This is a genomic window from Streptomyces sp. NPDC040410, from assembly GCF_055595715.1.
The window spans coordinates 141,716-163,681 of record NZ_JBVIVK010000009.1; the positions used below are offsets into that span (position 1 = coordinate 141,716).

18 protein-coding genes are annotated in these 21,966 nt (G+C 69.4%); 9 read left to right on the forward strand and 9 right to left on the reverse strand.

Features of this window, described 5'->3' with window-relative positions; translation table 11 throughout:
- The first annotated feature begins 7 nt into the window (after positions 1–7).
- From ACZ562_RS19895 to ACZ562_RS19910, 4 genes are all read left to right on the forward strand, one after another.
- Positions 8–835: an STM4013/SEN3800 family hydrolase gene (locus ACZ562_RS19895; protein ID WP_471180984.1), complete on the forward strand. Its 828-nt coding sequence runs from the start codon at positions 8–10 to the stop codon at positions 833–835.
- A complete protein-coding gene (locus ACZ562_RS19900) occupies positions 832–2,181 on the forward strand; it encodes an STM4012 family radical SAM protein (protein WP_471180593.1) in 1,350 nt (449 codons plus the stop codon). The genes ACZ562_RS19895 and ACZ562_RS19900 overlap by 4 nt, the downstream gene beginning before the upstream one ends.
- A 10-nt stretch (positions 2,182–2,191) precedes the next feature.
- Positions 2,192–3,073: an STM4011 family radical SAM protein gene (locus ACZ562_RS19905; protein WP_471180596.1), complete on the forward strand. Its 882-nt coding sequence runs from the start codon at positions 2,192–2,194 to the stop codon at positions 3,071–3,073.
- Positions 3,074–3,342: 269 nt separating this feature from the next.
- Positions 3,343–3,942 (forward strand): DUF998 domain-containing protein, encoded by a 600-nt coding sequence (locus tag ACZ562_RS19910; protein ID WP_471180599.1) that lies wholly within the window; start codon positions 3,343–3,345, stop codon positions 3,940–3,942.
- A 91-nt stretch (positions 3,943–4,033) separates the two neighbouring features.
- Here ACZ562_RS19910 and ACZ562_RS19915 read toward each other — a convergent pair whose 3' ends face one another.
- From ACZ562_RS19915 to ACZ562_RS19925, 3 genes are all read right to left on the reverse strand, one after another.
- Positions 4,034–4,288, reverse strand: coding sequence for an EF-hand domain-containing protein (locus tag ACZ562_RS19915; protein WP_471180602.1), 255 nt, complete (start codon positions 4,286–4,288; stop codon positions 4,034–4,036).
- 574 nt (positions 4,289–4,862) lie between these two features.
- Positions 4,863–5,153, reverse strand: coding sequence for a zinc-ribbon domain-containing protein (locus ACZ562_RS19920; protein ID WP_471180605.1), 291 nt, complete (start codon positions 5,151–5,153; stop codon positions 4,863–4,865).
- A gap of 189 nt (positions 5,154–5,342) precedes the next feature.
- Positions 5,343–6,074 (reverse strand): GAP family protein, encoded by a 732-nt coding sequence (locus ACZ562_RS19925; RefSeq protein ID WP_471180987.1) that lies wholly within the window; start codon positions 6,072–6,074, stop codon positions 5,343–5,345.
- Between the two features lie 435 nt (positions 6,075–6,509).
- On the opposite strand from ACZ562_RS19925, the gene ACZ562_RS19930 reads away from it, so the two are divergent.
- Positions 6,510–7,277, forward strand: a complete 768-nt coding sequence (locus tag ACZ562_RS19930) for a YhjD/YihY/BrkB family envelope integrity protein (RefSeq protein WP_471180990.1) — start codon at positions 6,510–6,512, stop codon at positions 7,275–7,277.
- Between the two features lie 320 nt (positions 7,278–7,597).
- Here the strand turns inward: ACZ562_RS19930 and ACZ562_RS19935 are convergent, their stop codons facing one another.
- Entirely contained in the window at positions 7,598–8,551 is a 954-nt protein-coding gene (locus tag ACZ562_RS19935) for a DUF389 domain-containing protein (RefSeq protein WP_471180608.1), read from the reverse strand.
- Between the two features lie 268 nt (positions 8,552–8,819).
- Here ACZ562_RS19935 and ACZ562_RS19940 point away from each other — a divergent pair, with 268 nt between their 5' ends.
- Both ACZ562_RS19940 and ACZ562_RS19945 read left to right on the forward strand, forming a co-directional pair.
- A complete protein-coding gene (locus ACZ562_RS19940; RefSeq protein WP_471180611.1) occupies positions 8,820–10,634 on the forward strand; it encodes a glycoside hydrolase family 15 protein in 1,815 nt (604 codons plus the stop codon).
- An 8-nt stretch (positions 10,635–10,642) separates the two neighbouring features.
- A complete protein-coding gene (locus tag ACZ562_RS19945; RefSeq protein ID WP_471180614.1) occupies positions 10,643–11,587 on the forward strand; it encodes a cyclase family protein in 945 nt (314 codons plus the stop codon).
- A 51-nt stretch (positions 11,588–11,638) separates the two neighbouring features.
- Here ACZ562_RS19945 and ACZ562_RS19950 read toward each other — a convergent pair whose 3' ends face one another.
- The gene (locus ACZ562_RS19950) at positions 11,639–12,610 is read right to left on the reverse strand and encodes a 2-hydroxyacid dehydrogenase (RefSeq protein ID WP_471180616.1); all 972 of its coding nucleotides are present in this window, start codon (positions 12,608–12,610) and stop codon (positions 11,639–11,641) included.
- 144 nt (positions 12,611–12,754) lie between these two features.
- On the opposite strand from ACZ562_RS19950, the gene ACZ562_RS19955 reads away from it, so the two are divergent.
- Complete coding sequence (locus ACZ562_RS19955; protein WP_471180992.1) at positions 12,755–13,249, forward strand: gluconokinase; 495 nt, start codon at positions 12,755–12,757, stop codon at positions 13,247–13,249.
- Positions 13,250–13,262: 13 nt separating this feature from the next.
- Positions 13,263–14,843 (forward strand): GMC oxidoreductase, encoded by a 1,581-nt coding sequence (locus tag ACZ562_RS19960; protein WP_471180619.1) that lies wholly within the window; start codon positions 13,263–13,265, stop codon positions 14,841–14,843.
- A 64-nt stretch (positions 14,844–14,907) separates the two neighbouring features.
- Here ACZ562_RS19960 and ACZ562_RS19965 read toward each other — a convergent pair whose 3' ends face one another.
- The 4 genes from ACZ562_RS19965 to icmF form a co-directional block, all read right to left on the reverse strand.
- Positions 14,908–15,948: a cytochrome d ubiquinol oxidase subunit II gene (locus ACZ562_RS19965; protein WP_471180621.1), complete on the reverse strand. Its 1,041-nt coding sequence runs from the start codon at positions 15,946–15,948 to the stop codon at positions 14,908–14,910.
- The gene (locus ACZ562_RS19970) at positions 15,948–17,432 is read right to left on the reverse strand and encodes a cytochrome ubiquinol oxidase subunit I (RefSeq protein ID WP_471180624.1); all 1,485 of its coding nucleotides are present in this window, start codon (positions 17,430–17,432) and stop codon (positions 15,948–15,950) included. The genes ACZ562_RS19965 and ACZ562_RS19970 overlap by 1 nt, the downstream gene beginning before the upstream one ends.
- A gap of 123 nt (positions 17,433–17,555) precedes the next feature.
- Complete coding sequence (locus ACZ562_RS19975; RefSeq protein ID WP_471180627.1) at positions 17,556–18,395, reverse strand: SDR family oxidoreductase; 840 nt, start codon at positions 18,393–18,395, stop codon at positions 17,556–17,558.
- A gap of 187 nt (positions 18,396–18,582) precedes the next feature.
- Complete coding sequence (gene icmF / locus ACZ562_RS19980) at positions 18,583–21,813, reverse strand: fused isobutyryl-CoA mutase/GTPase IcmF (protein ID WP_471180630.1); 3,231 nt, start codon at positions 21,811–21,813, stop codon at positions 18,583–18,585.
- Between the last annotated feature and the right edge of the window lie 153 nt (positions 21,814–21,966).

The following is a 21,966-nucleotide window of genomic DNA, read 5'->3' on the forward strand; positions in this document are numbered from 1 at the left end:
GCTGGACATGAACGAGATCGTCGGCAGCCACGACATCCTGCTGATCACGCTCGACACCCTGCGCCACGACGTCGCCGCCGAACTGGCCGCGTCCGGCCGCATCCCCAACCTGGCCCAGCATTTGCCCGACGGCCGCTGGGAGAAGCGGCACGCCCCGGGCAGCTTCACCTACGCCTCCCACCAGGCCATCTTCGCCGGCTTCCTGCCCACCCCCGCCGCGCCCGGCCGCCACCCCCGCCTGTTCGCGGCCGACTTCGCGGGCAGCGAGACGACGGCGGACCGCACCTTCGTCTACGACACCCCGGACCTGGTCTCCGGCCTCGCGAAGGCGGGCTACCACACGGTGTGCGTCGGGGGAGTCGGCTTCTTCAACAAGCGGGGTCCGCTGGGCTCGGTGCTGCCCGGGCTGTTCCAGGAGTCCCACTGGGAGCCGGAGTTCGGGGTGACCTCACCGACCTCGTTCGAGTCACAGGTGACCCGGGCGGAACAGGTGATCGGCCGACTGCCCCCGGAGCAGCGCCTGTTCCTCTTCGTCAACGTCTCCGCCCTGCATCAGCCCAACTGGTTCCACCTGCCGGGTGCCACCGAAGAAGCCGGTGACACCCGGGAGACGCACGCCGCCGCGCTGGAATACGTGGACCGGCACATCGGCCGCCTGTTCGCCGCCGTGAGCGACAGGCGCCGCTGCTTCGCGATCGTCTGCTCCGACCACGGCACGGCGTACGGCGACGACGGCTACACGGGTCACCGCATCGGCCACGAGTCCGTGTGGACCGTGCCCTACGCCCACTTCCTCCTCGACCACACGCCCGCCCCCGCCGAGGCCGCCCGATGACGACCCTGACCAGCCCTCCCCGCGTGGCCCCGTACCAGAGTTACGTGTACGCCTACCCGCACAAGACCGCGTACCGGAAACTCGACGACCGCCCGCTGCTGAGCACCCTGTGGGCTGCCGAGCCCAAGGACGCCCTCTCCCTCTACCTCCACATCCCGTTCTGCGAGATCCGCTGCGGGTTCTGCAACCTGTTCACCCGCATCGGCGCCCCGGACGGCCTCACCACCGCCTACCTCGACGCCCTGGAGCGCCAGGCGACCGCCGTACGCGAGGCGCTGGGGGCACCGGTCCGGTTCGCCACCGCGGCCTTCGGCGGCGGCACCCCCACCTTCCTCACAGCCGCCGAACTGGAACGGCTGTGCGACATCGCCGAACACCGCATGGGCGCCGACCTCCGGGCCGTACCCCTCTCCGTGGAGGCCTCGCCCGCCACGGCCACCGCCGACCGGCTGGCCGTCCTGGCCGAACGAGGCACCACCCGCCTCAGCCTCGGCGTGCAGAGCTTCGACGACACCGAGGCCCGGGCAGCCGTACGACCGCAGCGCCGCGCCGACGTGGAGGCGGCACTCGGACGCGTCCGCGACGCCCGCATACCGGTGCTCAACATCGACCTGATCTACGGCATCGACGGCCAGACACCGACCACCTGGCTGCGCTCCCTGGACGCGGCCCTCGCCTGGCGGCCCGAGGAGCTCTACCTCTACCCCCTCTACATCCGCCCCCTCACCGGCCTCGGCCGGCAGGCCGACGCATCCGACCCGGCCTGGGACGAGCAGCGCCTGCGCCTCTACCGCACGGGCCGCGACCACCTCCTCGCCCACGGCTACGAACAGCAGTCCATGCGCATGTTCCGCCGCGCCGACGCACCGGCGCAGGGCGCCGACGACTACGCCTGCCAGACCGACGGCATGATCGGCCTGGGTTGCGGAGCCCGCTCCTACACCGCGGAACTGCACTACTCCTTCGACTACGCCGTCGGCATGCACGAGATCCGATCGATCATCGACGACTACGTCTCCCGCCCCGCCACGGACTTCGCCCACGCCGAGTACGGCCGCCGCATGGACTCCGACGAGGCCCCCCGCCGTCACCTGCTGCAGTCGCTGCTCCAGGCCGAGGGACTGCACATCGCCGACTACCGGGCCCGGTTCGGCGGCCGTGCGCCCGCGGACGACTTCGCTGCCGAACTGCGGCGGTTCGCCGACCGGGGCTGGCTGGAATCCGGTGACCCGCACGCCGCCGTCCTCCGCCTGACCCCGGAGGGACTGGCCCACTCCGACGCCATCGGCCCGGAGCTCTTCTCCCCGGCCGTACGGGCCGCGATGGCCGCCTACGAGAGGAAGTGAGCCTGCTGCGATGGACCTGACCCTCCTCTACCGCGGCCCCCTCGCGTCCTGCGACTACGACTGCCCGTACTGCCCGTTCGCCAAGCGCCGCGACAGCCGGGAGCAACTGCGCGCGGACCGTGCGAGCCTGGACCGATTCGCCGCCTGGGCCACCGGCCAGACCGCCGACCGCCTCTCGATCCTCTTCACCCCGTGGGGAGAGGGCCTGGTGCGCTCCTGGTACCGGCGCGCCCTGACCGCCCTGTCCCACCAGCCCCACATCCGCCGCGTCGCCATCCAGACGAACCTCAGCTGCCGTACCGACTGGCTGGCCGACGCCGACCTCGGCACCCTGGCCCTGTGGTGCACGTACCACCCGGGCCAGACACCGTACGACCGCTTCCTCGCCAAGTGCCGCGAACTGGACCGCCTCGGCGTCCGCTTCAGCGTCGGCATCGTCGGCCTGCCCGACCACCTGGAATCCGCCCGGCGCCTGCGCGCCGAGCTGCCCGAGCACGTGTACCTGTGGGTCAACGCCGCGGAGGACCACACCTACGACGACACGGAGGCCGGCCTCTGGACCGCCCTGGACCCGCTGTTCCCGTACAGCCGCCACCCGCACGCGAGCGCCGGTCTGCCCTGCCGGACCGGCGAGTCCGTGATCTCGGTAGACGGCGACGGCGCGGTCCGCCGCTGCCATTTCGTCCGCACCGACCTGGGCAACCTCTACGACGGCTCGTACCGCTCGGCACTTCGCCCGCGCCCCTGCCCCCTGACCGTGTGCGACTGCCACATCGGCTACGTCCACCTCGAGACGCTGCCGCTCTACGACGTCTTCGCGGGCGGCGTCCTGGAACGCATCCCCGCGGCGCCCGCCGTGAGGGACGCGCGGCTCCTGCCCCTGGTTACGTAGATCCACGGACGGGACGGCCGGGAGGTGGGCCCGATGGGCCTACACCACAGCCGTTCCGGTCGCACGGGGAAGAAGCCGCACGGACATGCCCCGACCACATGTGAGGGCCGAGATCCCGCCACCAGGTCGGCGTCGCTGGTCGGGCGTGAAGGGGTGGGCGCCACGTGGACAGACGATCCCGGCGTCCACCGCCTGGGCGGGAACCCGCTCGGATCCCACTGCCTGCGTGTGCGCGCCGGAGGAAGGCGTGGGTGTTTTACGGTGGCCTGATGCGACTTGTGCCTGGATGGGCGTTGCTGTCGTCGGGGTGTGCGCCTGTCCTGTTCGCCGGAGGCTGGGCGGTTGCGGGGTTGCTCGAAGGGCCCGCCTACGACCCTGCCACTCAAACGATCAGCGTATTGGCGGCAGACGGCGCTTCGGGGGCGTGGGTGATGACTGGAGCGCTGGTCGCCCTGGGTACCTGCCACCTGCTTACCGCCTGGGGGCTGCGCCCTGCCGCGCCCGCCGGACGCGTGGTGCTCGGCGCCGGAGGAATGACGGCGTTCGTTGTCGCACTGTTCCCGGTACCGAGCAGTGGGGGCTCCTTGCGCCATGGTTCAGTGGCTGCGGTCGGATTCGCGCTCCTGGCGGTGTGGCCGGTCCTGGCCGTCGATCGCAGCAGAGCCGCACCGTGGGGGTTACGGCCCGCACCCTCCATCGTGGTGACCGCTCTAATAGGCGTCGGCGCAGTATGGTTCTTGATCGAAACGAACCGTCATGGTGACGCGGGTGTCGCTGAACGCGTTGTGACGTCCGTTCAGTCCCTGTGGCCCTTTGTGGTCGTGGTCTCCTGCATGCGCCCTCCTGACAACCATGAACTCCCGATTTGACCGGTGCCGACAGCGGGCACGGCCGAGGAGCTTCGTTGAGCGGACACCGGGCCGACCGCCGTGCGGTCGTGCCGCGGCGGCCGGCCCGGTGTCAGTGCCAGCCGAAACGGCGGTCCACCATCGCCGCGAACTCCTCCAGGGTCAGTAGCGCGTCCCCGTTCTGGTCGGCCGCGTCGAAGAGGGCGGAGGAGGCATCAGCGTCTCCCACCGCCCAGAACGGCAGGTCCCCCGACGCGGCCAGAGTCGGTCCCTTCGTCCGCAAGGCGATGATCACCTCTTCGCGGGTCAGGGTCCCGTTATGGTCGAGGTCGAGCGCCTCGAACAGCTTCCGGGCCTTGTCGCTCATCTCGTCGTCCTCGTTCCTTCCGCCGGGCGGGTCGACTCACCCCGCCCCCACACGTAAACGCCTCCGCTCTGGTCCGGGTTCCCCACCCTCGGCTTTTCTGCCGCAGCCTCGGCACACCTCCCCGGAAATGTGCCGGAACGGCTGGTCAGAGCAGGGGTACCGGTAGTAGACAGCGTCTGCATGTCGACTCGCCGCCCCGTTGCGCACCGTAAAGGTGCCTGCCGGCATCTGCCCCGGTCAGGCGCCCTTCTCCGTGGTCGGAAGAAGCCCAGCTGCTTCAGCGAGTACGGCACCGGCAGGTTCTTGACTCGGGCGGCAACCGTGCCGCCACCGAGGAGGCCCTCCCGACGTCGCCCACCACGAACCGTCGTTCGTGCCCGGCGAGACGCCCGGCCCGGCCTTTGGTCCAGCTCATCGAAGCATGGAGAGGCCCGACGGGGCAGGTGCTCGCGCCGTAATCCGACAGGGACGGCCGCTGAACGCCTGGCCAGCGGCATCCTTGCCCTCGCCCGCCCACCGGGACTCCTGCCGAGCCGGTCGGCTGTGAGCCCGGGGGCAGCTTCACCGCCACCGCTCAGGACTGGTACGGCTGCTGCTGCGGCTGCCCGAACGTCTGACCGCTGTGGCCGCTCGCGGCCTGCGCCTCCAGCTGCTCGGCCTGTTCCTTGGTGACCTTCTGCTCCGCGCCGCAGAAGGTGCATTGCGTCGCGTACTTCGTCGAGAACGGGAACAGCGGCACGAAGAACAGAGTGAACTTCGTGACGCGCTTCCGGAGCGTGTGCGCGGAGGGATTGCCGCAGTGGCCGCACACCAGCGTCAGTATCGCGAGCTGGTACAGGTATCCCTTGGTGCCAAAGATGATCATGTGGGTCCTTCCCCGGTCAGTGCCTGCCGCCACCCTGCCGGCCGGCGGCAAGGTACGGTCACGAAGCACAGTCTCGTGCATGTCGAAGTGCCCGGCGGTGACGTGGCGCGGTGCCGTCTTCGTCACAGACCCGGGAGCCTTCGCCGTGATCAGGTGCCGGGAAAGTCAACTGGCCAGGTGCCCGGCCCGTCAACTGGTCAGCTGATAGATGCTCCTGCCTGTCAGCCACAGCCCGATCAACAGACTGCCGGCCACGATCGCCTGCTGCTCGTGGCCCTCCATCCAGGCGCGCAGTCCGAGCAGCCGGGGCTGGGCCCGTTCCGGGGCGAAAACCACGTACAGCTCGGCAGCCAGCAAACTCGCGGTGGCGAGCACACAGAAGGAGAACAGCGCCACCCACGTCGAGAGATGAGAGGTGTTGGCTTCCACGACGGTGACCGCGCCCGCGGCCACCAGACCCCAGGGCTGAAGGAGCACCGCGAGGCCTGCCGCCGGCCAGACCGAGCGGCCATCCATGTGGGAATTGAGGGACCCGGATGGCCCCGAGCGGGACGAAGTGACCGAATCGGACGTCCCAGGAGGTTCCGTGGATCGGTCGGACTGCGCTGCAGTGGCCCCGTTCCGCGCCCGGTCCTTGACCAGCCGCCGGCGTCGGTGTGCACCGTAGAGCACCAGCGACACGCCGATGGCGAGCTTGGCCGCGAGAGCCGCCGTGGAAGGCGGTGACTTGGGCGATGGGGGCTGTCCGCCGGTAAGTGCCAGGACCAGGGCGATCACTCCGACGAAGCACGCCAGCCATCCCAGGATGAAGGCCAGCCCCTTCCACACCCCCCTCGCCGAAGCCACCACCAGGACGAAGGCCATGAGGGGAAGAGGGTCGAGAGTGATGGCCAGGGCGATGAGCAGCAGGTCGAGGACCATGTGGTGATCCCATCGTGCACGGAACAGGTCGAGCCTATGCACGGAGGCCACCCACCGCATCTCTTCGCAGAAGCCCTCGCACGGGGCGGCCTTCCGGCGTGCCACGGCACGCACCCTCGCGCACTCTGGACATAGGAAGGAGCAGCTCATGAACGCCTCCGAACGCGTGCTGCCGGCGGGTGGGAACGGGTTGCCGTGCCCAGGCATCGCCTCCACCGCCGGCTGATGCCGCCCGGAGGTACCGGGAACGGCCGAAGACAGCCGCACAGTGAGCCCGGCAAGGCAGGCCCAGAGGTCGGCGCGCGCCGTCGCGGACTTTCGGTGACGCGTGCGTCGTGGTGGCGTGGGCGGGCCGGTGCGCTGGCTGTGTGGGCGAGAGCGTTCCACGCACGGCTCGAGACCCGGTTTCCGGTCATCACACGTCTGGTGGACCGCATGGTGGCGGTGAACATCTTCGATTCCGCCACCCGCCTCGCAGCACAGTGCTTCCTGACCGCGATCCCGTTGCTCTTCGTGATCGCCGCTTACGCTCCGACGGCGGTGCGGAATCAGCTCGTCGCATCGGTGAGTGCCGTGTTCGGCCTGTCCGGGGACTCGAAAGCCCAGCTCAAGCAGGCGTTCAGTCCCACGAGCGACGAACTGCGACAGGCCACCGGCCTGATCGGCGGCCTGATGGTGCTGCTGTCGGCCACCGCGGTCAGCCGTGCGATGCAGCGGCTGTGCAAACGGGCCTGGGAGATACCCCGGGCAGGGACGAAGACTGCTCCCTGGCGGTGGCTGGCGTGGATCGCCCTCTGGCTCGGTGTGCTGGTCATGCAGGAGCCGCTGCGCAACGGGTTCGGCCTGGGGGCATGGCTGGGGGTTCCGGTCACCTTGATGACCCTGACGGCTCTGTGGTGGTGGACCCAGCACCTCCTGCTGGGCGGTCTCGTCGGCTGGAGGCCTCTCCTGCCGGGTGCCGTCATCACGGCGATCGCGGCGACCGGCCTGTCGATCACGGCGCATTTCTACATGCCGCGGGCTCTCGACCGCGCGCTGTCCGAATACGGCTCCGCCGGGTCGGTGTTCGTCCTGCTCTCCTGGCTGATCGTGGTGTGTGTGGCCGTTGCCATCGGGATCAGCGTGGGTGCCGTCCTGGCCCAGGAGCCCTTCCTGGCGCGCCGCCTCGGCACCCCGCCGCCCGGCGAAGCCGTGTCCGAGTGATTCAGGTATCCGACCGCGGAATTCCGCCCAGCAGTGCCGGCGCACCTCACCGTCCCACCCCGTCCGCGGGCCCCTACAGCGGACGCTTCGATGGCCTGCCGGGTGTCAGCAGAACGAGCAGTGTCACCCCGTTCGGGCCACGGCGTGCTGCCCTTCGTGACCCCCTCGAGACGACCGTCCCGAGGACCGTCGGCTCCGAGACCACGAGGATCGTGCCGATCAGCGTGTGTGCGCCCCCTCAGTTCCGCCGGCTTCAGTCCGAGGCCCGCGAGGTCAAGCGCGGCACGTGCGCGGGAGCAGGATGGCCGGGCACGCTGGTGTCATCCGCCGCGCGAGTGCACGGAGCGTCGGCCGAGGCGTTGCCAGAAGGCGCGCTGACATCGGAGCGTCAGCACGCCCACCACGATCAGCAGCACGATGTTCAGCAGGAGCTGGATCAGGGACCCCCGCGCCTCGCTCCAGCTGGAGAACGCGCAGGAAACGCCGATGTCGGCGGCGGCGGGGATGGTGGTGACGGAGATGAAGACGCCGAGGAGCGCGCTCGTTCTGGCCTGGGTCAGCGACACGATCCCGACGATTCCCGCAAGAACCGCGACGACGACGGAGAAGACATTGGGGGCGTCGATGAGCGTGGAGACCGGCCTGATGCCCAGGTCGAACGCTCTGGGTTGCAGGCCGAGGCCCCGGATCGCCCAGGAGAAGAAGAAGGTCACCACGACGGCCAGCGAGAATCCCAGCGTCAGGGCGGTGAGGCCGTGACGGATCCTGACTCCGTCGCCGTGGTGGACGCCCAGCACGATGCTGGTGATGGCTCCGTACTCAGGTCCGACGACCATCGCCGCGACGATCAGGATCTGAGAGTTCGTCAGAATCCCCACCGAGCCGATGACTCCCGCGACGGTCAGATAGAGGTAGAAGCTCGGCAGGTAGGTGCCCTCGGCACGAATGCGCGCCTCGAACTCCTCCCAGACCGGCGCGTGCGCGAGCGTGCCCAGGTGCCGCTGCTCCGCCTCGGCGGCAGTGGCGGAGAAGGCCATCTCGACCGGCTCGATGACGATGGATCCGCGGCGGTCGAGTTCCAGATCGCGCAGGCCGCGCAGCACGGCGTTGGCCGCCCCGGCCAAGATGTCGCATTCGATCGTGTCGCCGTCGGGATGGCGCGCCAGTCCGGGGTGAACGACGAGGTTGAAGACATAGCGGTCGTCGGTCAGCAGTCCCACGGCACGGGAAGTGAGGTCGGGAGGGCTCACCAGCCGGACGTGGATCATCTGCATGGACAACCTCCATCGTTCGGCTGCCTGCCGCACGGAAGGGGACGGTGCGATCGTGCCGGGTCGGGGCCCGGTGCGCCGGGCCGACACCAGTCAGTAACGCTCGACGGGCGGACGGTCGGCAACCGGCGCCTGGACGACCGGCGCGCACCGCGGGGCCGCCATCACCGGTGACCAGGGGCGACCGATCGTCGATCGCTCCGGCATGGCGAGGACCACCGGGGTGAGGGATGGTGGATCTCAGGAGCATCTGCGAACCCCCGGAGTGGCCATGGACCGCTACCCTCCCATCGCCGAGCACGGTCTGGTGGGCGACCTGCAGACCGCTGCCCTCGTCTCGTCGCAGGGTGTCGTCGACTGGTTCGCCGCTCCCCGGTTCGATTCCCCCAGCATCTTCGCGGCCCTGCTCGACCACGACCGCGGCGGGTACTTCCAGCTGTCTCCCGAGCACCCGGACGGGACCTGCAAACAGCTCTACTACCCCGACACCGCCGTCCTGGTGACACGCTTCATGTCGCCCGACGGCGTGGGCGAGGTGATCGACTTCATGCCTCCCGACCGGACCGGTGTCGCCACCGACCGGCACACCTTGGTCCGGGCGGTGCGCGTCGTGCGGGGGAGCGTCGACTTCATGCTGGACTGCCGGCCGCGCTTCGACTACGGGCGTGCCGAGCACCGGCTCGAAGTCGACGGCAACGCGGCCGTGTTCCGGGGTCCGGGAATCGATGCGCACCTGCAGGGCACCTTTCCGCTGGAGAGGAACGGCCAGGACGTGCGCGGCAGGGTGACCCTGCGTGCCGGAGAGTTCGGCGGCGCCGTCTTCACGGTGTGCGCCCCCGGCGACGCGCCGGAACCTCCCACGATCGAGGGGGTCACCGAACAGTTCTGGGACGTCGTCGACTTCTGGCACACCTGGCTGCGCCAGTCCCGCTACCGGGGCCGCTGGCCGGAGCTGGTGCACCGCTCGGTGATCACCCTGAAGCTCCTCACCTACGCCCCCACCGGCGCCCTGGTCGCCGCGGCCACCATGGGGCTGCCCGAGCAGGTCGGCGGAGAGCGCAACTGGGACTACCGGTTCACCTGGGTACGCGACGGCGCTCTGTCCGTTCGGGCCCTGCTGGACCTCGGCTTCGCCGAGGAAGCCACCGCCTTCGTCCACTGGCTGGTGGACCGGCTGCGTGAGCGCGAGGGCAAGGAGGGTGAGCCGCTCCAGACGATGTACCGGATCGACGGCAATCCCGATCTGCCGGAGGAGACCCTCGCTCACTTCGAGGGCTACCGTGGCTCGTTCCCCGTCCGTATCGGCAACGGTGCCGCGGACCAGCTCCAGCTCGACATCTACGGCGAGGCGCTCTACGCGGTGTCCCAGGGCCTTGAGCTTGCCCAGCAGGCCAGTTACGAGGGGTGGAGGACGCTGGCCAGGACGCTGGACTGGCTGGCCGACGCGTGGGACCGGCCGGACGAGGGTATCTGGGAGACCCGCGGGGGCCGGAAGGACTTCACCTACAGCCGGGTGATGTCCTGGGTGGCCTTCGACCAGGGGCTGCAGCTCGCGGACCGCTTCCGGAGGCCCGCCGACCTGGAGAGATGGCGCACAGCGAGGGACGCTGTCTTCGACCAGGTGATGCGACGCGGATGGAGTGACCAGGAGCGCGCCTTCGTCCAGCACTACGACGGCGACGTCCTCGACGCCTCCCTCCTGGTCATGCCCAGGGTCAAGTTCCTCGCCCCGAAGGACCCCGCCTGGCTGTCCACGCTCGACGCGATGGACCGCAAGCTCGTCTCCGACAGTCTCGTCTACCGCTACGACCCGGCGGCGTCACCGGACGGCCTGCGCGGCTCGGAGGGCACCTTCAGTCTGTGCACCTTCCTCTACGTGGACGCGTTGGCCCGTGCGGGGCGGCTGCCGCTGGCCCGGTACACCTTCGAGAAGATGCAGACCTACGCCAACCACGTCGGTCTCTTCGCCGAAGAGGTGGGTCCGAGCGGCGAGCAACTGGGCAATTTCCCCCAGGCGTTCACCCATCTGTCGCTGATCATGGCTGCCGTCACCCTGGACGAAGCGCTCGATCGGGACGGAAGGTGAGCGCGGTCATGCCCACCCCGGCGCCGGCATCGCTGTGGCTGAGCGCCGACGACTTCGCCGCACTCTACGCACGCGTCCGCCGCAGGGCCGACGGCGCGAACAGTGTGTCGCGCGGTGCCCTCGACGACATCTCGCCGCGTCAAGTGCTGGCGGCCGCGGCCGAGGTGAGGTCGGGCCGTACGGTGACGATGGCGGCGCAGGTGGAAACGCAGCCCGCTCCTGACGATCCCGAGCCCTGCGTACACGTCATGACGGGCGTCGTGCGCGGTGACATCGAACCGAGTGGGCTCCAGTTCGCCAGGGACCGGTTCACGATGAACGTTCACGGGGACGCCGACAGCCATCTCGACGCGCTGTGCCACGTGATCTACGACGGCACGCTCCACGGTGGCGTCGACGCGGACAGCATCACGCCGGCAGGGGCCACGGCCCTGTCCGTCGAGGTGGCCCGCGACGGAATCGTCGGACGCGGCGTGCTTCTGGACATTCCGCGGCTGCGCGGAGTGCCGTGGCTCGAACCAGGGGAGCATGTGACGGTCGACGACCTCGCCGCAGCCGAGCGCGCCCAGCACGTCCAGGTGACCGAGGGCGACCTGCTCTTCGTCCGGGTCGGCCATCGTCGACGCCGGGCCGAGCTGGGGGCGTGGCGCACGGCGGACGAGCGCGCCGGCCTTCACCCCTCCGCGCTGGAGTTTCTGGCGGACCGGCGGATCGCGGTGCTCGGTGGCGACGGGAACAACGACACCGCACCGAGTTGCGCGGAGGGCGTCGCTTTCCCGGTGCATGTGCTGGGCATCCATGCGATGGGTCTCCATCTGCTGGACTACCTGCAGTTCGAGGACCTTGCGTCGGTCTGCGAGGCGGAAGAACGCTGGTCGTTCCTCTGCGTGATCGCCCCACTGAGACTGCCGGGGGCCACCGGCTCGCCGGTCAACCCGATCGCTGTGTTCTGAGGACTCATGAACTCCTCGATCGGAGAGGCGGCGAGGGGCCCCCGGCCCGCGTCAAGGGGCGTGCGGCAGGACCCTGTTCCGCAGTGGCTCCCCCTTGAGATAGCGCAGCAGCTGAGCCCGGATCAGGCGCAGAGCACGCGGCTGGAAGGCCGAGGTGGTGCCGCCGGCGTGCGGGGTGATCAGGGTGTTGGGGGCGTGCCACAACGGATGTCCGGACGGCAGCGGCTCGGGGTCGGTGACGTCCAGGGCCGCGCTGAGCCGTCCGGTGCCGAGTTCGGCGAGCAGCGCGCCGGTGTCGACCACCGGTCCCCTGGACACGTTCACCAGCAGCGCCCCTTCCCGCATCTGGGCCAGGAAGTCCGCGTCCACCATGCCACGGGTGTGGTCGGTCAGCGGGACGGTGAGTACCACGACGTCGGCACGGGGCAACAGCTCAGGCAGCCCGGCGCTGGCGTGCACGGGACCGCGGGCACTCTCGCGGGCGCTCCGGGCGACCCTCAGCACGTCGCACTCGAAAGGGACGAGCCGTGCCTCGACCGCGGAGCCGATGGAGCCGTAGCCCACGAGCAGGACGGTGCGGTCGGCGAGCGCCGGCCGAAAGCCCGTCAGCCACTGTGCCGTGTCCTGATGGCGGACGAAGTCCGGGACACCGCGCAGCGCCGCGAGCGCGAGTGTCACCGCCAGCTCGGCAGTGCTGGCGTCATGCACTCCGGCGGCGTTGCACAGCATCACGCCGTCGGGGATGTGCCGGTGGAGGTCCTCGACGCCGGCGGACAACGACTGGACGACCCGAAGCCCCGGCAGGTGGGGAAGCAGCGGCACGGCCGCGTGCGTGAAGGTGTAGGGAATGACGAAGAACTCCACTGCCGCCAGGCTCTCGATGCCGGGGCGAGCGCCGGCACCGTCCCAGACCGCGACGGGCAGATCCCGGGGAAGGCCCCCGACCTGCGAGGCCGGGTAGGGGAGCAGGAACCTCGCGGCGTTCCGTCGGGTGGGACGGTCTCTCGGGCTCGTGGGGTTCATGGGCCGAATGTAGAGGCTGCCGGACCGTCGGGCGGTTCACCGGGCGGCGCCCTGTCCCGGAGCCGGACCCGATGGAGCCGGACGGGTGAACCCGGGAGGAAGGCCGTGGGAGCAGTGTTCTCTGCGCCGCCGGTCGTGGTGGTCATGGGTGTGTCGGGATCGGGGAAGTCCACGGTGGGACGGCTGCTCGCGGAGCGGCTCGCGGTTCCCTTCGTGGAGTCGGACGACCTCCATTCGGCCGCGAACCGCGCCAAGATGGCCGCCGGCCGACCGCTCGGCGATGAGGATCGCGAGCCGTGGCTGCTGTCGGTCGCCGACTGGATCCGGCAGGCGACCGCCTCCGGCCGGGGCGGCGTGATCGCGTGCTCGGCCCTCAAACGCGAGTACCGGGACAAGTTCCGCCGCGCCGGCCCCGGTGTGCTGTTCCTGCAGCTGTCGCTCGATCGCACCTCCGCCCGGCGACGTGTCGAAGGACGCGGCGGGCACTTCATGCCCGCCCGGCTGGTGGAGTCCCAGTACGCCGCCCTCGAACCGCTGCGACAGGACGAGCCTGGCGTGAGCGTGGATGCCACGGCCGATCCTCAGAGCATTGTCGACGAGGCGTCGAGCGCGTGTGCGAATGCAGCCAACGACTCCTAGAACGGGATCCCGCATGGCCGACGATCAGCACTACGACGTCATCATCATCGGTACGGGAGCGGGCGGCGGCACACTCGCCCACCGGCTGGCTCCCGCAGGCAAGCAGATCCTCATCCTGGAGCGCGGCGACTACCTGCCCCGGGAGCGGGACAACTGGGACTCCACCGCCGTATTCGTCAAGGGCAGGTACCGGGCCCCCGAGTTCTGGTACGACAAGGACGGCAACGCGTTTCCGCCGGAAGTCAACTACTACGTCGGAGGCAACACCAAGTTCTACGGCGCCGCGCTCTTCCGCCTCCGCCCCGAGGACTTCGGCGAACTGCGCCACCACGACGGCCTGTCGCCCGCATGGCCGATCGGCTACGAAGCCCTGGAGCCGTACTACACGCAGGCGGAGCAGCTCTACCTCGTCCACGGTCGGCACGGCGAGGATCCCACGGAGGGCTTCGCGGGCGGCGAGTACCCTCACCCCCCGGTGGAACACGAGCCGCGTATCCAGCAGCTCAGCGACGACCTGGAGAAGCAGGGGCTCCACCCCTTCCACCTGCCCATGGGGGTGAACCTGACCCAGGACGAGAACGGCAGGGCGACCCATGACAGCGTGTGCATCCGCTGCGACCGGGTGGACGGCTTCCCCTGCCTGCTCGGTGCGAAGTCCGACTCCCAGGTGATCTGCGTCGATCCGGCGCTGGAGCACGACAACGTCACGATGGTGACGGGCGCCAATGTCCGGCGTCTGGAGACCGACCCGACGGGACGCACGGTCACCCGAGTCGTGGCCGAACTGGCCGGCGGTGCCACGGAGGGATTCAGCGCCGACATCGTCGTCGTCGCCTGCGGCGCGGTCAACTCGGCCGCGCTGCTGCTGCGTTCGGCGAGCGACAAGCACCCGAACGGCCTGGCCAACAGCTCGGACGTGGTGGGGCGCCACTACATGCGGCACAACAACCTGGCGTTGATGGCCGTGTCGAAGGAACCGAACCCCACCAGGTTCCAGAAGACACTGGCCCTGAACGACTGGTACCTGGGGGCGGACGACTGGGACTTCCCGCTCGGCGGCATCCAGATGCTCGGCAAGTCGGACGCCGAGCAGATCCACGGCGAGGCACCGCGCTGGGCCGGCGCGGTCGCACCGGACATGCCGTTCGAGATGCTCGCCCACCACGCCGTCGACTTCTGGCTGTGCGGGGAGGACCTCCCGCTGCCCGAAAGCCGCGTCACCCTCGACCAGAACGGGGACATCCACCTCGCCCTCGACGAGAAGAACAACATCGCGGGGCTCAAGCGCCTCCAGCACAAGCTCAAAGGGATGCTCGGGCACCTGGGCATGCACGAACACCATCTGCTGCCGCACAGCATCTACCTTCACAAGGGGATGCCCATCGGGGCCACCGCACACCAGGCCGGGACGGTCCGCTTCGGCACCGATCCCCGCAGCTCCGCCCTGGACGTCGACTGCAAGGCCCACGACCTCGACAACCTCTACGTGGTGGACACGAGCTTCTTCCCCAGCATCGGCGCGGTGAACCCGTCGCTCACGGCCATCGCCAACGCCCTCAGGGTGGGCGATCACCTCATCCAGCGGATGAGCTGACGAGGCACCCGGCGGCGGGTGGCCCTCTGCCGCCGGCTCCGTCCGGCCGAACCGGACAACGCCCCTACGCGTCTGCCTCGGACGGCCCTGCCGCCTGGGTGTCGGCGTCCGTGAGCGGCTCCAGCCGGCCCAGCGTGTCGAGCCGGTAGAGCACCACCAGGGCGGGGCCGACCAGTACGACTGCGACGGCCGTGACGATCGCCAGCCAGCGCAGCGTGTGGGAGGCGCCCGCAGCGTCGGCCACCGTCAGCGAGGTGGGCAGCAGGTAGGGCCGCTGTGCGAAGCCCCAGGCGCAGACGGTCAGGGCCACGCTCGCCGCCGAGGTGTAGCGGGTCCAGCCGAATGACCGGCGCCACAGAAGCAGTACCGTGGCCAGCCCGCAGACCGCGGCCAGGAGGACCAGGAGCAGTCCCAGGCCCCGGGTGAGGCCGTCCCAGACGTAGCGGGCGTCGTCATGAGTGACGGGCAGAGCGATGAGCGCGAGGACGACGACGGCCGCGAACGCGAGCAGAGCCCTGCGGCGGAAGTAGCCGACGAGGAGGTCCTCGCCGAACCTCCGGGCGTCCGAACACAGATACACCGCCCCGAGGAACGCGCTGGCAGCGATGACGAGCAGTCCGGTGATGACCGAGGTCGAGTTGGCCCAGGCGTGCGCGGAGGCGGTGGTCCCTACGGCGACCCGCCCCGAGGCGATGCCGCCGAGCACCGACCCGAGGAAGAAGGGCGTCACGAGCGACGAGATGGCGAACGCCGCACCGTAGAGCCGACGTTGGGCCAGTCGGCGGGACGGCTTGCGCAGCGCGAATCCTGCCCCCCGCAGCACCAGACCGACGGCCGCGAGCGCGAGCGGCAGCCACATGGCCTCGAAAACGGCCTGGAACATCCTCGGGAACCCGGTCCACATGATGACGAAGACGAAGATCAACCAGACGTTGTTGACCTCCCAGACCGGCGCCATCGCGTGATCGATCAGCCAGCGGGGCCGCTTGCCGCGCTCGGCACCGCCTGCCAGAAGGTCCCAGAAACCCGCGCCGTAGTCGGTGCCCCCACCACAGGCATATGCGGCGATGACGACGACCAGCACCCAGGCGATGAAATCCGCCATCACGGTGCACCACCCCCGTGCCGGTCGGAGTCACCGGCGGAAGGGGCAGCGGGGGCCGCCGGCCGGTGGCCACCTCTCGGGCCATAGGGGGTGTCCGCCTCCGGGTCCCCTGTGCCACCCACGGCGGCCGGGCTCTCGTCGGCGATGCGCCACCGGGTGCGCATCTTGAGGACGATCGCGATGAACGCACCGAACACCAGCACGTACACGGCCATGACGAGACCGAGCATCGCCCACAGCGGCCCGGCGCGGGTGTCGGTCACGGCGTCGGAGACCCTCATCTGGTTGTAGACGATCCACGGCTGGCGCCCCACCTCCGTGGTGATCCAGCCGCATTCGACCGTCAGCAGACAGGCGGCCCCCGCGACGGCGGCACAGCGGAAGAACCAGCGGCTGCGAGGCAGGTCCCGGCGCCTCAGCCGGCACCAGCCGTACCACAGAGCGAGCAGGATCAGCAGACTGCCGACGCAGACCATGATGTCGAAGGCCCAGTGGGCGATGGTGGCCTGGACGGCGGTGGGCCGGTCGGATGCGGGCACCGAGGTCAGTCCGGTCACCTTGGTACTCGGCTTGAAGCCGGCGAGGATCGAGTCCAGCTGAGGGATCTTGATTCCACCGGCAATGGTCCCGTCACTGTTCAACCGCCCGAACAGATACTCCGGAACGTGGGTGTCGGTCTTCCAGACGAGCTCCGTGGCGGCGAACTTGACCGGCTGCTTGTGGAAGACGGCACGGGCAGTGGAGTCGCCGATCATGAACTGGACCGGAGTGAGGATCGCGGCCACCGTGAACGGAAGCGTGAACCCGAGCCGGTGGTATCGGTCGCGGCGCCCGCGCAGCCATCCCACGGCATACACCCCGGCGACCACGTACCCGGCGGTCATGAACATCGCGACCGCGAAGTGCCAGTACTCCGGGCCGAACATGGGCGTGAAGATCGCCTGCCGCACGTCGACATCACCGGGCTCGCCCTGCGCGTCAAGGCGGAAGCCCTGCGGGGTGTTCATCCACGCGTTGGCCGCGATGATGCCGAACGCCCCCATCAGCGCCGCCAGCGGCAGCGGGGCACCCAGCCAGAAATGGGTCCACGGCTTCAAACGGCGCCAACCGTAGAGGTAAATCGCGATCAGGACGGCTTCCAGGAAGAACGCCCACGCCTCGACGCCGAAACCGAGTCCGAAGACGTCACCCCAGCGCCCCATCATGCCGGGCCACAACAGTCCCAGCTCGAACGACAGCACCGTGCCGGTGACGACGCCGATGGCGAACTGGACAGCCATCACCGCAGACCAGCGCCGGGCCAGCTTGAGGGCGACGGCGTCGTTGCGGCGCAGCCCCCGGTAGTGCATCAACAGCGTGATGAACGGGAGCGCCACCCCGAAGGGAACCAGCAGAATGTGCGAGCCCAGAGTGAAGGCCATCAGCTCACGGGCCGGCAGGAGTTGGGGCGGCACGTCCGCCAGGTGGTTCACGGTACTGAGCATGTGGACCTCATGGGTCTGCCCTGCGGACGGCGGGGCTGAGGGAGGACGTGACGCGGGCGTCCGCCCGCGGGGCGACGCGAACGGACGAGCCCGGCATGCTGCGCGGCGCGTTGTCCCAGGGGCTCAGCCCCCGGTGGCAAAGCCGGGGAAGAGCGTCATTCCACCGTCGACGTAGAGCGTGGTACCCACGACGTAGTCGAGGAGGTCGGAGGCCATGGCGACGACGGCGTTGGCGATGTCCTCCGGGTCGCCCACACGGCCGTACGGGATCAGCTGCAGGAGGTCGGCCTCCGCCTCCGGGGTGGACCAGGCGTCGCGGTTGATCGGCGTGCGGATCGCGCCGGGCGCTACGGCGTTGACCCTGATTCTCTGGGGCGCCAGCTCCTGGGCAAGCGTCTGCATGAGCATGCCGATACCGCCCTTGGAGGAGGCGTAGTTCACATGCCCTGCCCACGGGATGATCTGATGGACCGAGCTCATACAGATGATCTTCCCGGCCGAACGGGACACCTCTTCCACCACACCGCGCCGCACGAACTCCTTGACGGCCTCACGTGCGCAGAGGAACTGGCCGGTCAGATTGACATCGATGACCTTCTGCCACTCGGCGAGCGTCATCTCGGTCACGGGCGAGTCCCGCTGCAGGCCGGCATTCGCCACCATGATGTCGATGGTGCCGAACTCCTTGACCATCCGGGCCACCATGTCGACCACTTGGTCCTCGTCGGACACGTCGGCCTCGTGGGCGTAGGCCCGGACCCCGAAGTCCTGGATCTGTGCCACCACCTTCTCCGCCTCGTCCGCGCCGACGACGTAGTTCACCACCACGTCCGCCCCGGCCCGGCCCAGTGCCACGGCGGTCGCCAGGCCGATGCCGGAGTTGGCACCGGTCACAAGCGCCTTCTGTCCCCCGAGCAACTGCAGGGGCCCAGCCCCGCGGCGCGTGTCGACATTGGTTGCCACGATCTCTCCTTCTGCCCTTCTGCGGGAGCGCTCGCCAGCCTGGGCACAGACGAAAGCACCCCGTGCAGTGGCGGGACTTGCCGACGCGCCACGCGGCCCCGTTTCGTCCGGCCATGTCATACGGTCGGGCTAGGGTCTCCCGTGACGCGTCGTCAGGAGGGATACGCGTGCTGTTTCCGGTGCCGGGTCAGACGTTGCGCCGGTACTGGCCGCCGACCTCGAAGAAGGCCTCGGTGATCTGCTGAAGCGAGCAGACCCGGGCGGCGTCCATGAGGACGGCGAAGACGTTGCGGCCGCTGACCGCCGCGTCCTTGAGAGCGGCGAGGGCGGCGTGGGCCTGGTCGCGGTGGCCGGCGTGGAAGTCCCGCACACGCTCCAGCTGGGACTCCTTCTCCTCCTCGGTGGCGCGCGCCAGCTCGATGACCCCGGGCTGGGCGGTGTCCGCGCCGGGGTTGCGGAAGGTGTTGACGCCGATGACGGGCAGGGTGCCGTCGTGCTTGCGCTGCTCGTAGAGCATCGACTCGTCCTGGATGCGACCGCGCTGGTAGCCGGTCTCCATGGCGCCCAGGACTCCGCCGCGCTCGCTGATCCGCTCGAACTCCTGGAGTACCGCCTCTTCGACCAGGTCGGTGAGTTCGTCGATGATGAACGAGCCCTGGAGCGGGTTCTCGTTCATGGCCAGGCCCCACTCCCGGTTGATGATCAGCTGGATGGCCAGGGCCCGGCGGACGGATTCCGCGGTGGGAGTGGTGACCGCTTCGTCGTAGGCGTTGGTGTGCAGGCTGTTGCAGTTGTCGTAGATCGCGATGAGCGCCTGGAGCGTCGTACGGATGTCGTTGAAGTCCATCTCCTGGGCGTGCAGGGACCGGCCGGAGGTCTGGACGTGGTACTTGAGTTTCTGGCTTCGCTCGCCCGCCCCGTACTTCTCCTTCATCGCGACGGCCCAGATGCGACGCGCGACCCGGCCGAGGACGGAATACTCGGGGTCCATGCCGTTGGAGAAGAAGAACGACAGGTTCGGGGCGAAGTCGTCGATGCGCATGCCCCGGGCGAGGTAGGCCTCGACGTAGGTGAAGCCGTTGGCCAGGGTGAAGGCCAGCTGGCTGATGGGGTTGGCCCCGGCTTCGGCGATGTGGTAGCCGGAGATGGACACCGAGTAGAAGTTGCGGACCTTGTTCGCGATGAACCACTCCTGGATGTCGGCCATCATCCGCAGGGAGAACTCGGTGGAGAACAGGCAGGTGTTCTGGCCCTGGTCCTCCTTGAGGATGTCGGCCTGCACCGTGCCGCGTACGTTCGCCAGTGCCTGCGCCCGCAGCTCGGCCGCCTCCTCGGGCGACGGGTCGCGGCCCTCGGTGGCGCGGAACCCTTCGACCTGCTGGTCGATGACGGTGTTGAGGAAGAACGCCAGGATGGTCGGCGCGGGTCCGTTGATCGTCATGGAGACCGAGGTCGTCGGCGCGACCAGGTCGAAGCCGTCGTAAAGGGCCTTCATGTCCCCGAGCGTGGCCACCGACACTCCGGAGGTGCCGACCTTGCCGTAGATGTCGGGTCGCTCGGCCGGGTCACGGCCGTAGAGGGTGACCGAGTCGAAGGCGGTGGACAGACGGGTGGCCGGCTGGCCCTCGGACAGCAGCTTGAAGCGGCGGTTCGTGCGGAACGGATCGCCCTCGCCGGCGAACATCCGCGCGGGGTCCTCGCCGTCGCGTTTGAAGGGAAACACGCCGGCGGTGAAGGGGAAGCAGCCGGGCAGGTTCTCCCGACGCCAGAACCGCACCAACTCCCCGTGGTCGGTGAACCTGGGCAGTGCGACGCGGGGGATCCTGTTGCCGGACAGGGACTCACGGGTCAGTTTGGTGCGGATCTCCCTGTCCCGGACCTTCACGACCTGCTCGTCGCCGGAGTAGGAGGCGACGACGGCGGGCCAGTCCGCGATCTGCTCCGCCACGTCGCGCGGGAGCTGCCTGCGGGCGCTGTCGAGCAGCGACTCCACGTTCGCGGCGTCGGAGCCGGCCGCGGCGAGCTCGCCCCTGACCATGTCCAGTCGCTGCACCCGCCGGGCCGCCTCGGCCAGCTGATCGGTCTCGGTGTGGTACCTGCGGATCATCTCGGTGATCTCGGCGAGGTAGCGCACCCTGTCCGCCGGAACCACCTGCCGGATGCCGGAGGAGTGACGTACGTCGACCGGCGGCAGCGTGCCCTCGGACAGCGGCAGTCCCCGCTCGGCAAGGGCAGACCTCACGTACTGGTAGAGCGCGGTGACACCGTCGTCGTTGAACGTCGCCGCCGAGGAGCCGAACACCGGCATGTCCTCGGGTTTCATGCCGAACGCCTCGCGGTTGCGGACCAGTTGGCGGCCTACGTCGCGCAGCGCGTCCTTGGCGCCGCGCCGCTCGAACTTGTTGATCGCCACGACGTCGGCGAAGTCGAGCATGTCGATCTTCTCCAACTGCGAGGCGGCGCCGAACTCCGGCGTCATCACGTACATCGACGTGTCGACGAACGGCACGATCGCCGCGTCGCCCTGGCCGATGCCCGGCGTCTCCACGATGACCAGGTCGAAGCCGGCGGCCTTGACCACGTCGATCACGTCGGACAGGTGCTCGGGCAGTTCATGGCCGCCGCGGGTGGCCAGGCTCCGGAAGAAGACCCGGCTGCCGTCAAGGGAGTTCATACGGATCCGGTCACCGAGCAGCGCACCGCCGCCACGGCGCCGTGTCGGGTCGACCGCGATCACCGCGATCCGCAGTTTGTCCTGCTGGTCGGTACGGAAGCGGCGCACCAGTTCGTCGGTCAGTGAGGACTTGCCCGAGCCGCCGGTGCCGGTGATGCCGAGCACCGGCCTGGGCCGTACGGCCGCGGCGGCACGCAGCTGTTCCAGGAGCTCCGGGGACAGCTTGCCGGCCTCCGCACCGGTGATGGCGCGGGCGACGGCGAACCGGTCGCCGGCGAGTACGGCTGCCGCGCCGGCCTGCCTGCTGTCCCAGAGGTCGAAGTCGCAGTCCTTCACCACCGAGTTGACCATCCCGGCGAGGCCCATCCGCTGGCCGTCCTCGGGGGAGAAGATGGTGACTCCGCTGCGGCGCAGCCGGGAAATCTCCTCGGGCACGATGACGCCGCCTCCGCCGCCCACGACCCGAATGTGCTCCGCGCCCTGCCGGCGCAGCGACTCGACGAGGTACTCGAAGTACTCCACGTGCCCGCCCTGGTAGGACGAGACCGCCACGCCGTGCGCGTCCTCCTCGAGCGCCGCGTCCACGACCTCCTGAACCGACCGGTTGTGCCCGAGGTGGATCACCTCGGCGCCCTGGGACTGGAAGATGCGCCGCATGATGTTGATCGACGCGTCGTGCCCGTCGAACAGGGCCGAGGCGGTGACCAGACGGACGGGGTGCACGGGACGGTGCAGATCGCTCATGGGGGCCTTCCCAGACAGGTCAGGGTAACGCTGACTGAGAAGATAGTAGGACGTCCTAGTAAATTACTGGAAGTGATGGGGGTGTGACCAGAAGCACAGCGACTCCGGCGATCGAACCCCACCGATCCCCGACCGACCGCTGCTGTGAGCGGG

Bases quoted from the DNA above. Each gene is read 5' to 3' on its own strand.
- ACZ562_RS19895 (WP_471180984.1), top strand. From the start codon at position 8: ATGAACGAGATCGTCGGCAGCCACGACATCCTGCTGATCACGCTCGAC.
- ACZ562_RS19900 (WP_471180593.1), top strand. From the start codon at position 832: ATGACGACCCTGACCAGCCCTCCCCGCGTGGCCCCGTACCAGAGTTAC.
- ACZ562_RS19905 (WP_471180596.1), top strand. From the start codon at position 2,192: ATGGACCTGACCCTCCTCTACCGCGGCCCCCTCGCGTCCTGCGACTAC.
- ACZ562_RS19910 (WP_471180599.1), top strand. From the start codon at position 3,343: ATGCGACTTGTGCCTGGATGGGCGTTGCTGTCGTCGGGGTGTGCGCCT.
- ACZ562_RS19915 (WP_471180602.1), bottom strand. From the start codon at position 4,288: ATGAGCGACAAGGCCCGGAAGCTGTTCGAGGCGCTCGACCTCGACCAT.
- ACZ562_RS19920 (WP_471180605.1), bottom strand. From the start codon at position 5,153: ATGATCATCTTTGGCACCAAGGGATACCTGTACCAGCTCGCGATACTG.
- ACZ562_RS19925 (WP_471180987.1), bottom strand. From the start codon at position 6,074: ATGGTCCTCGACCTGCTGCTCATCGCCCTGGCCATCACTCTCGACCCT.
- ACZ562_RS19930 (WP_471180990.1), top strand. From the start codon at position 6,510: ATGGTGGCGGTGAACATCTTCGATTCCGCCACCCGCCTCGCAGCACAG.
- ACZ562_RS19935 (WP_471180608.1), bottom strand. From the start codon at position 8,551: ATGCAGATGATCCACGTCCGGCTGGTGAGCCCTCCCGACCTCACTTCC.
- ACZ562_RS19940 (WP_471180611.1), top strand. From the start codon at position 8,820: ATGGACCGCTACCCTCCCATCGCCGAGCACGGTCTGGTGGGCGACCTG.
- ACZ562_RS19945 (WP_471180614.1), top strand. From the start codon at position 10,643: ATGCCCACCCCGGCGCCGGCATCGCTGTGGCTGAGCGCCGACGACTTC.
- ACZ562_RS19950 (WP_471180616.1), bottom strand. From the start codon at position 12,610: ATGAACCCCACGAGCCCGAGAGACCGTCCCACCCGACGGAACGCCGCG.
- ACZ562_RS19955 (WP_471180992.1), top strand. From the start codon at position 12,755: ATGGGTGTGTCGGGATCGGGGAAGTCCACGGTGGGACGGCTGCTCGCG.
- ACZ562_RS19960 (WP_471180619.1), top strand. From the start codon at position 13,263: ATGGCCGACGATCAGCACTACGACGTCATCATCATCGGTACGGGAGCG.
- ACZ562_RS19965 (WP_471180621.1), bottom strand. From the start codon at position 15,948: ATGGCGGATTTCATCGCCTGGGTGCTGGTCGTCGTCATCGCCGCATAT.
- ACZ562_RS19970 (WP_471180624.1), bottom strand. From the start codon at position 17,432: ATGCTCAGTACCGTGAACCACCTGGCGGACGTGCCGCCCCAACTCCTG.
- icmF (WP_471180630.1), bottom strand. From the start codon at position 21,813: ATGAGCGATCTGCACCGTCCCGTGCACCCCGTCCGTCTGGTCACCGCC.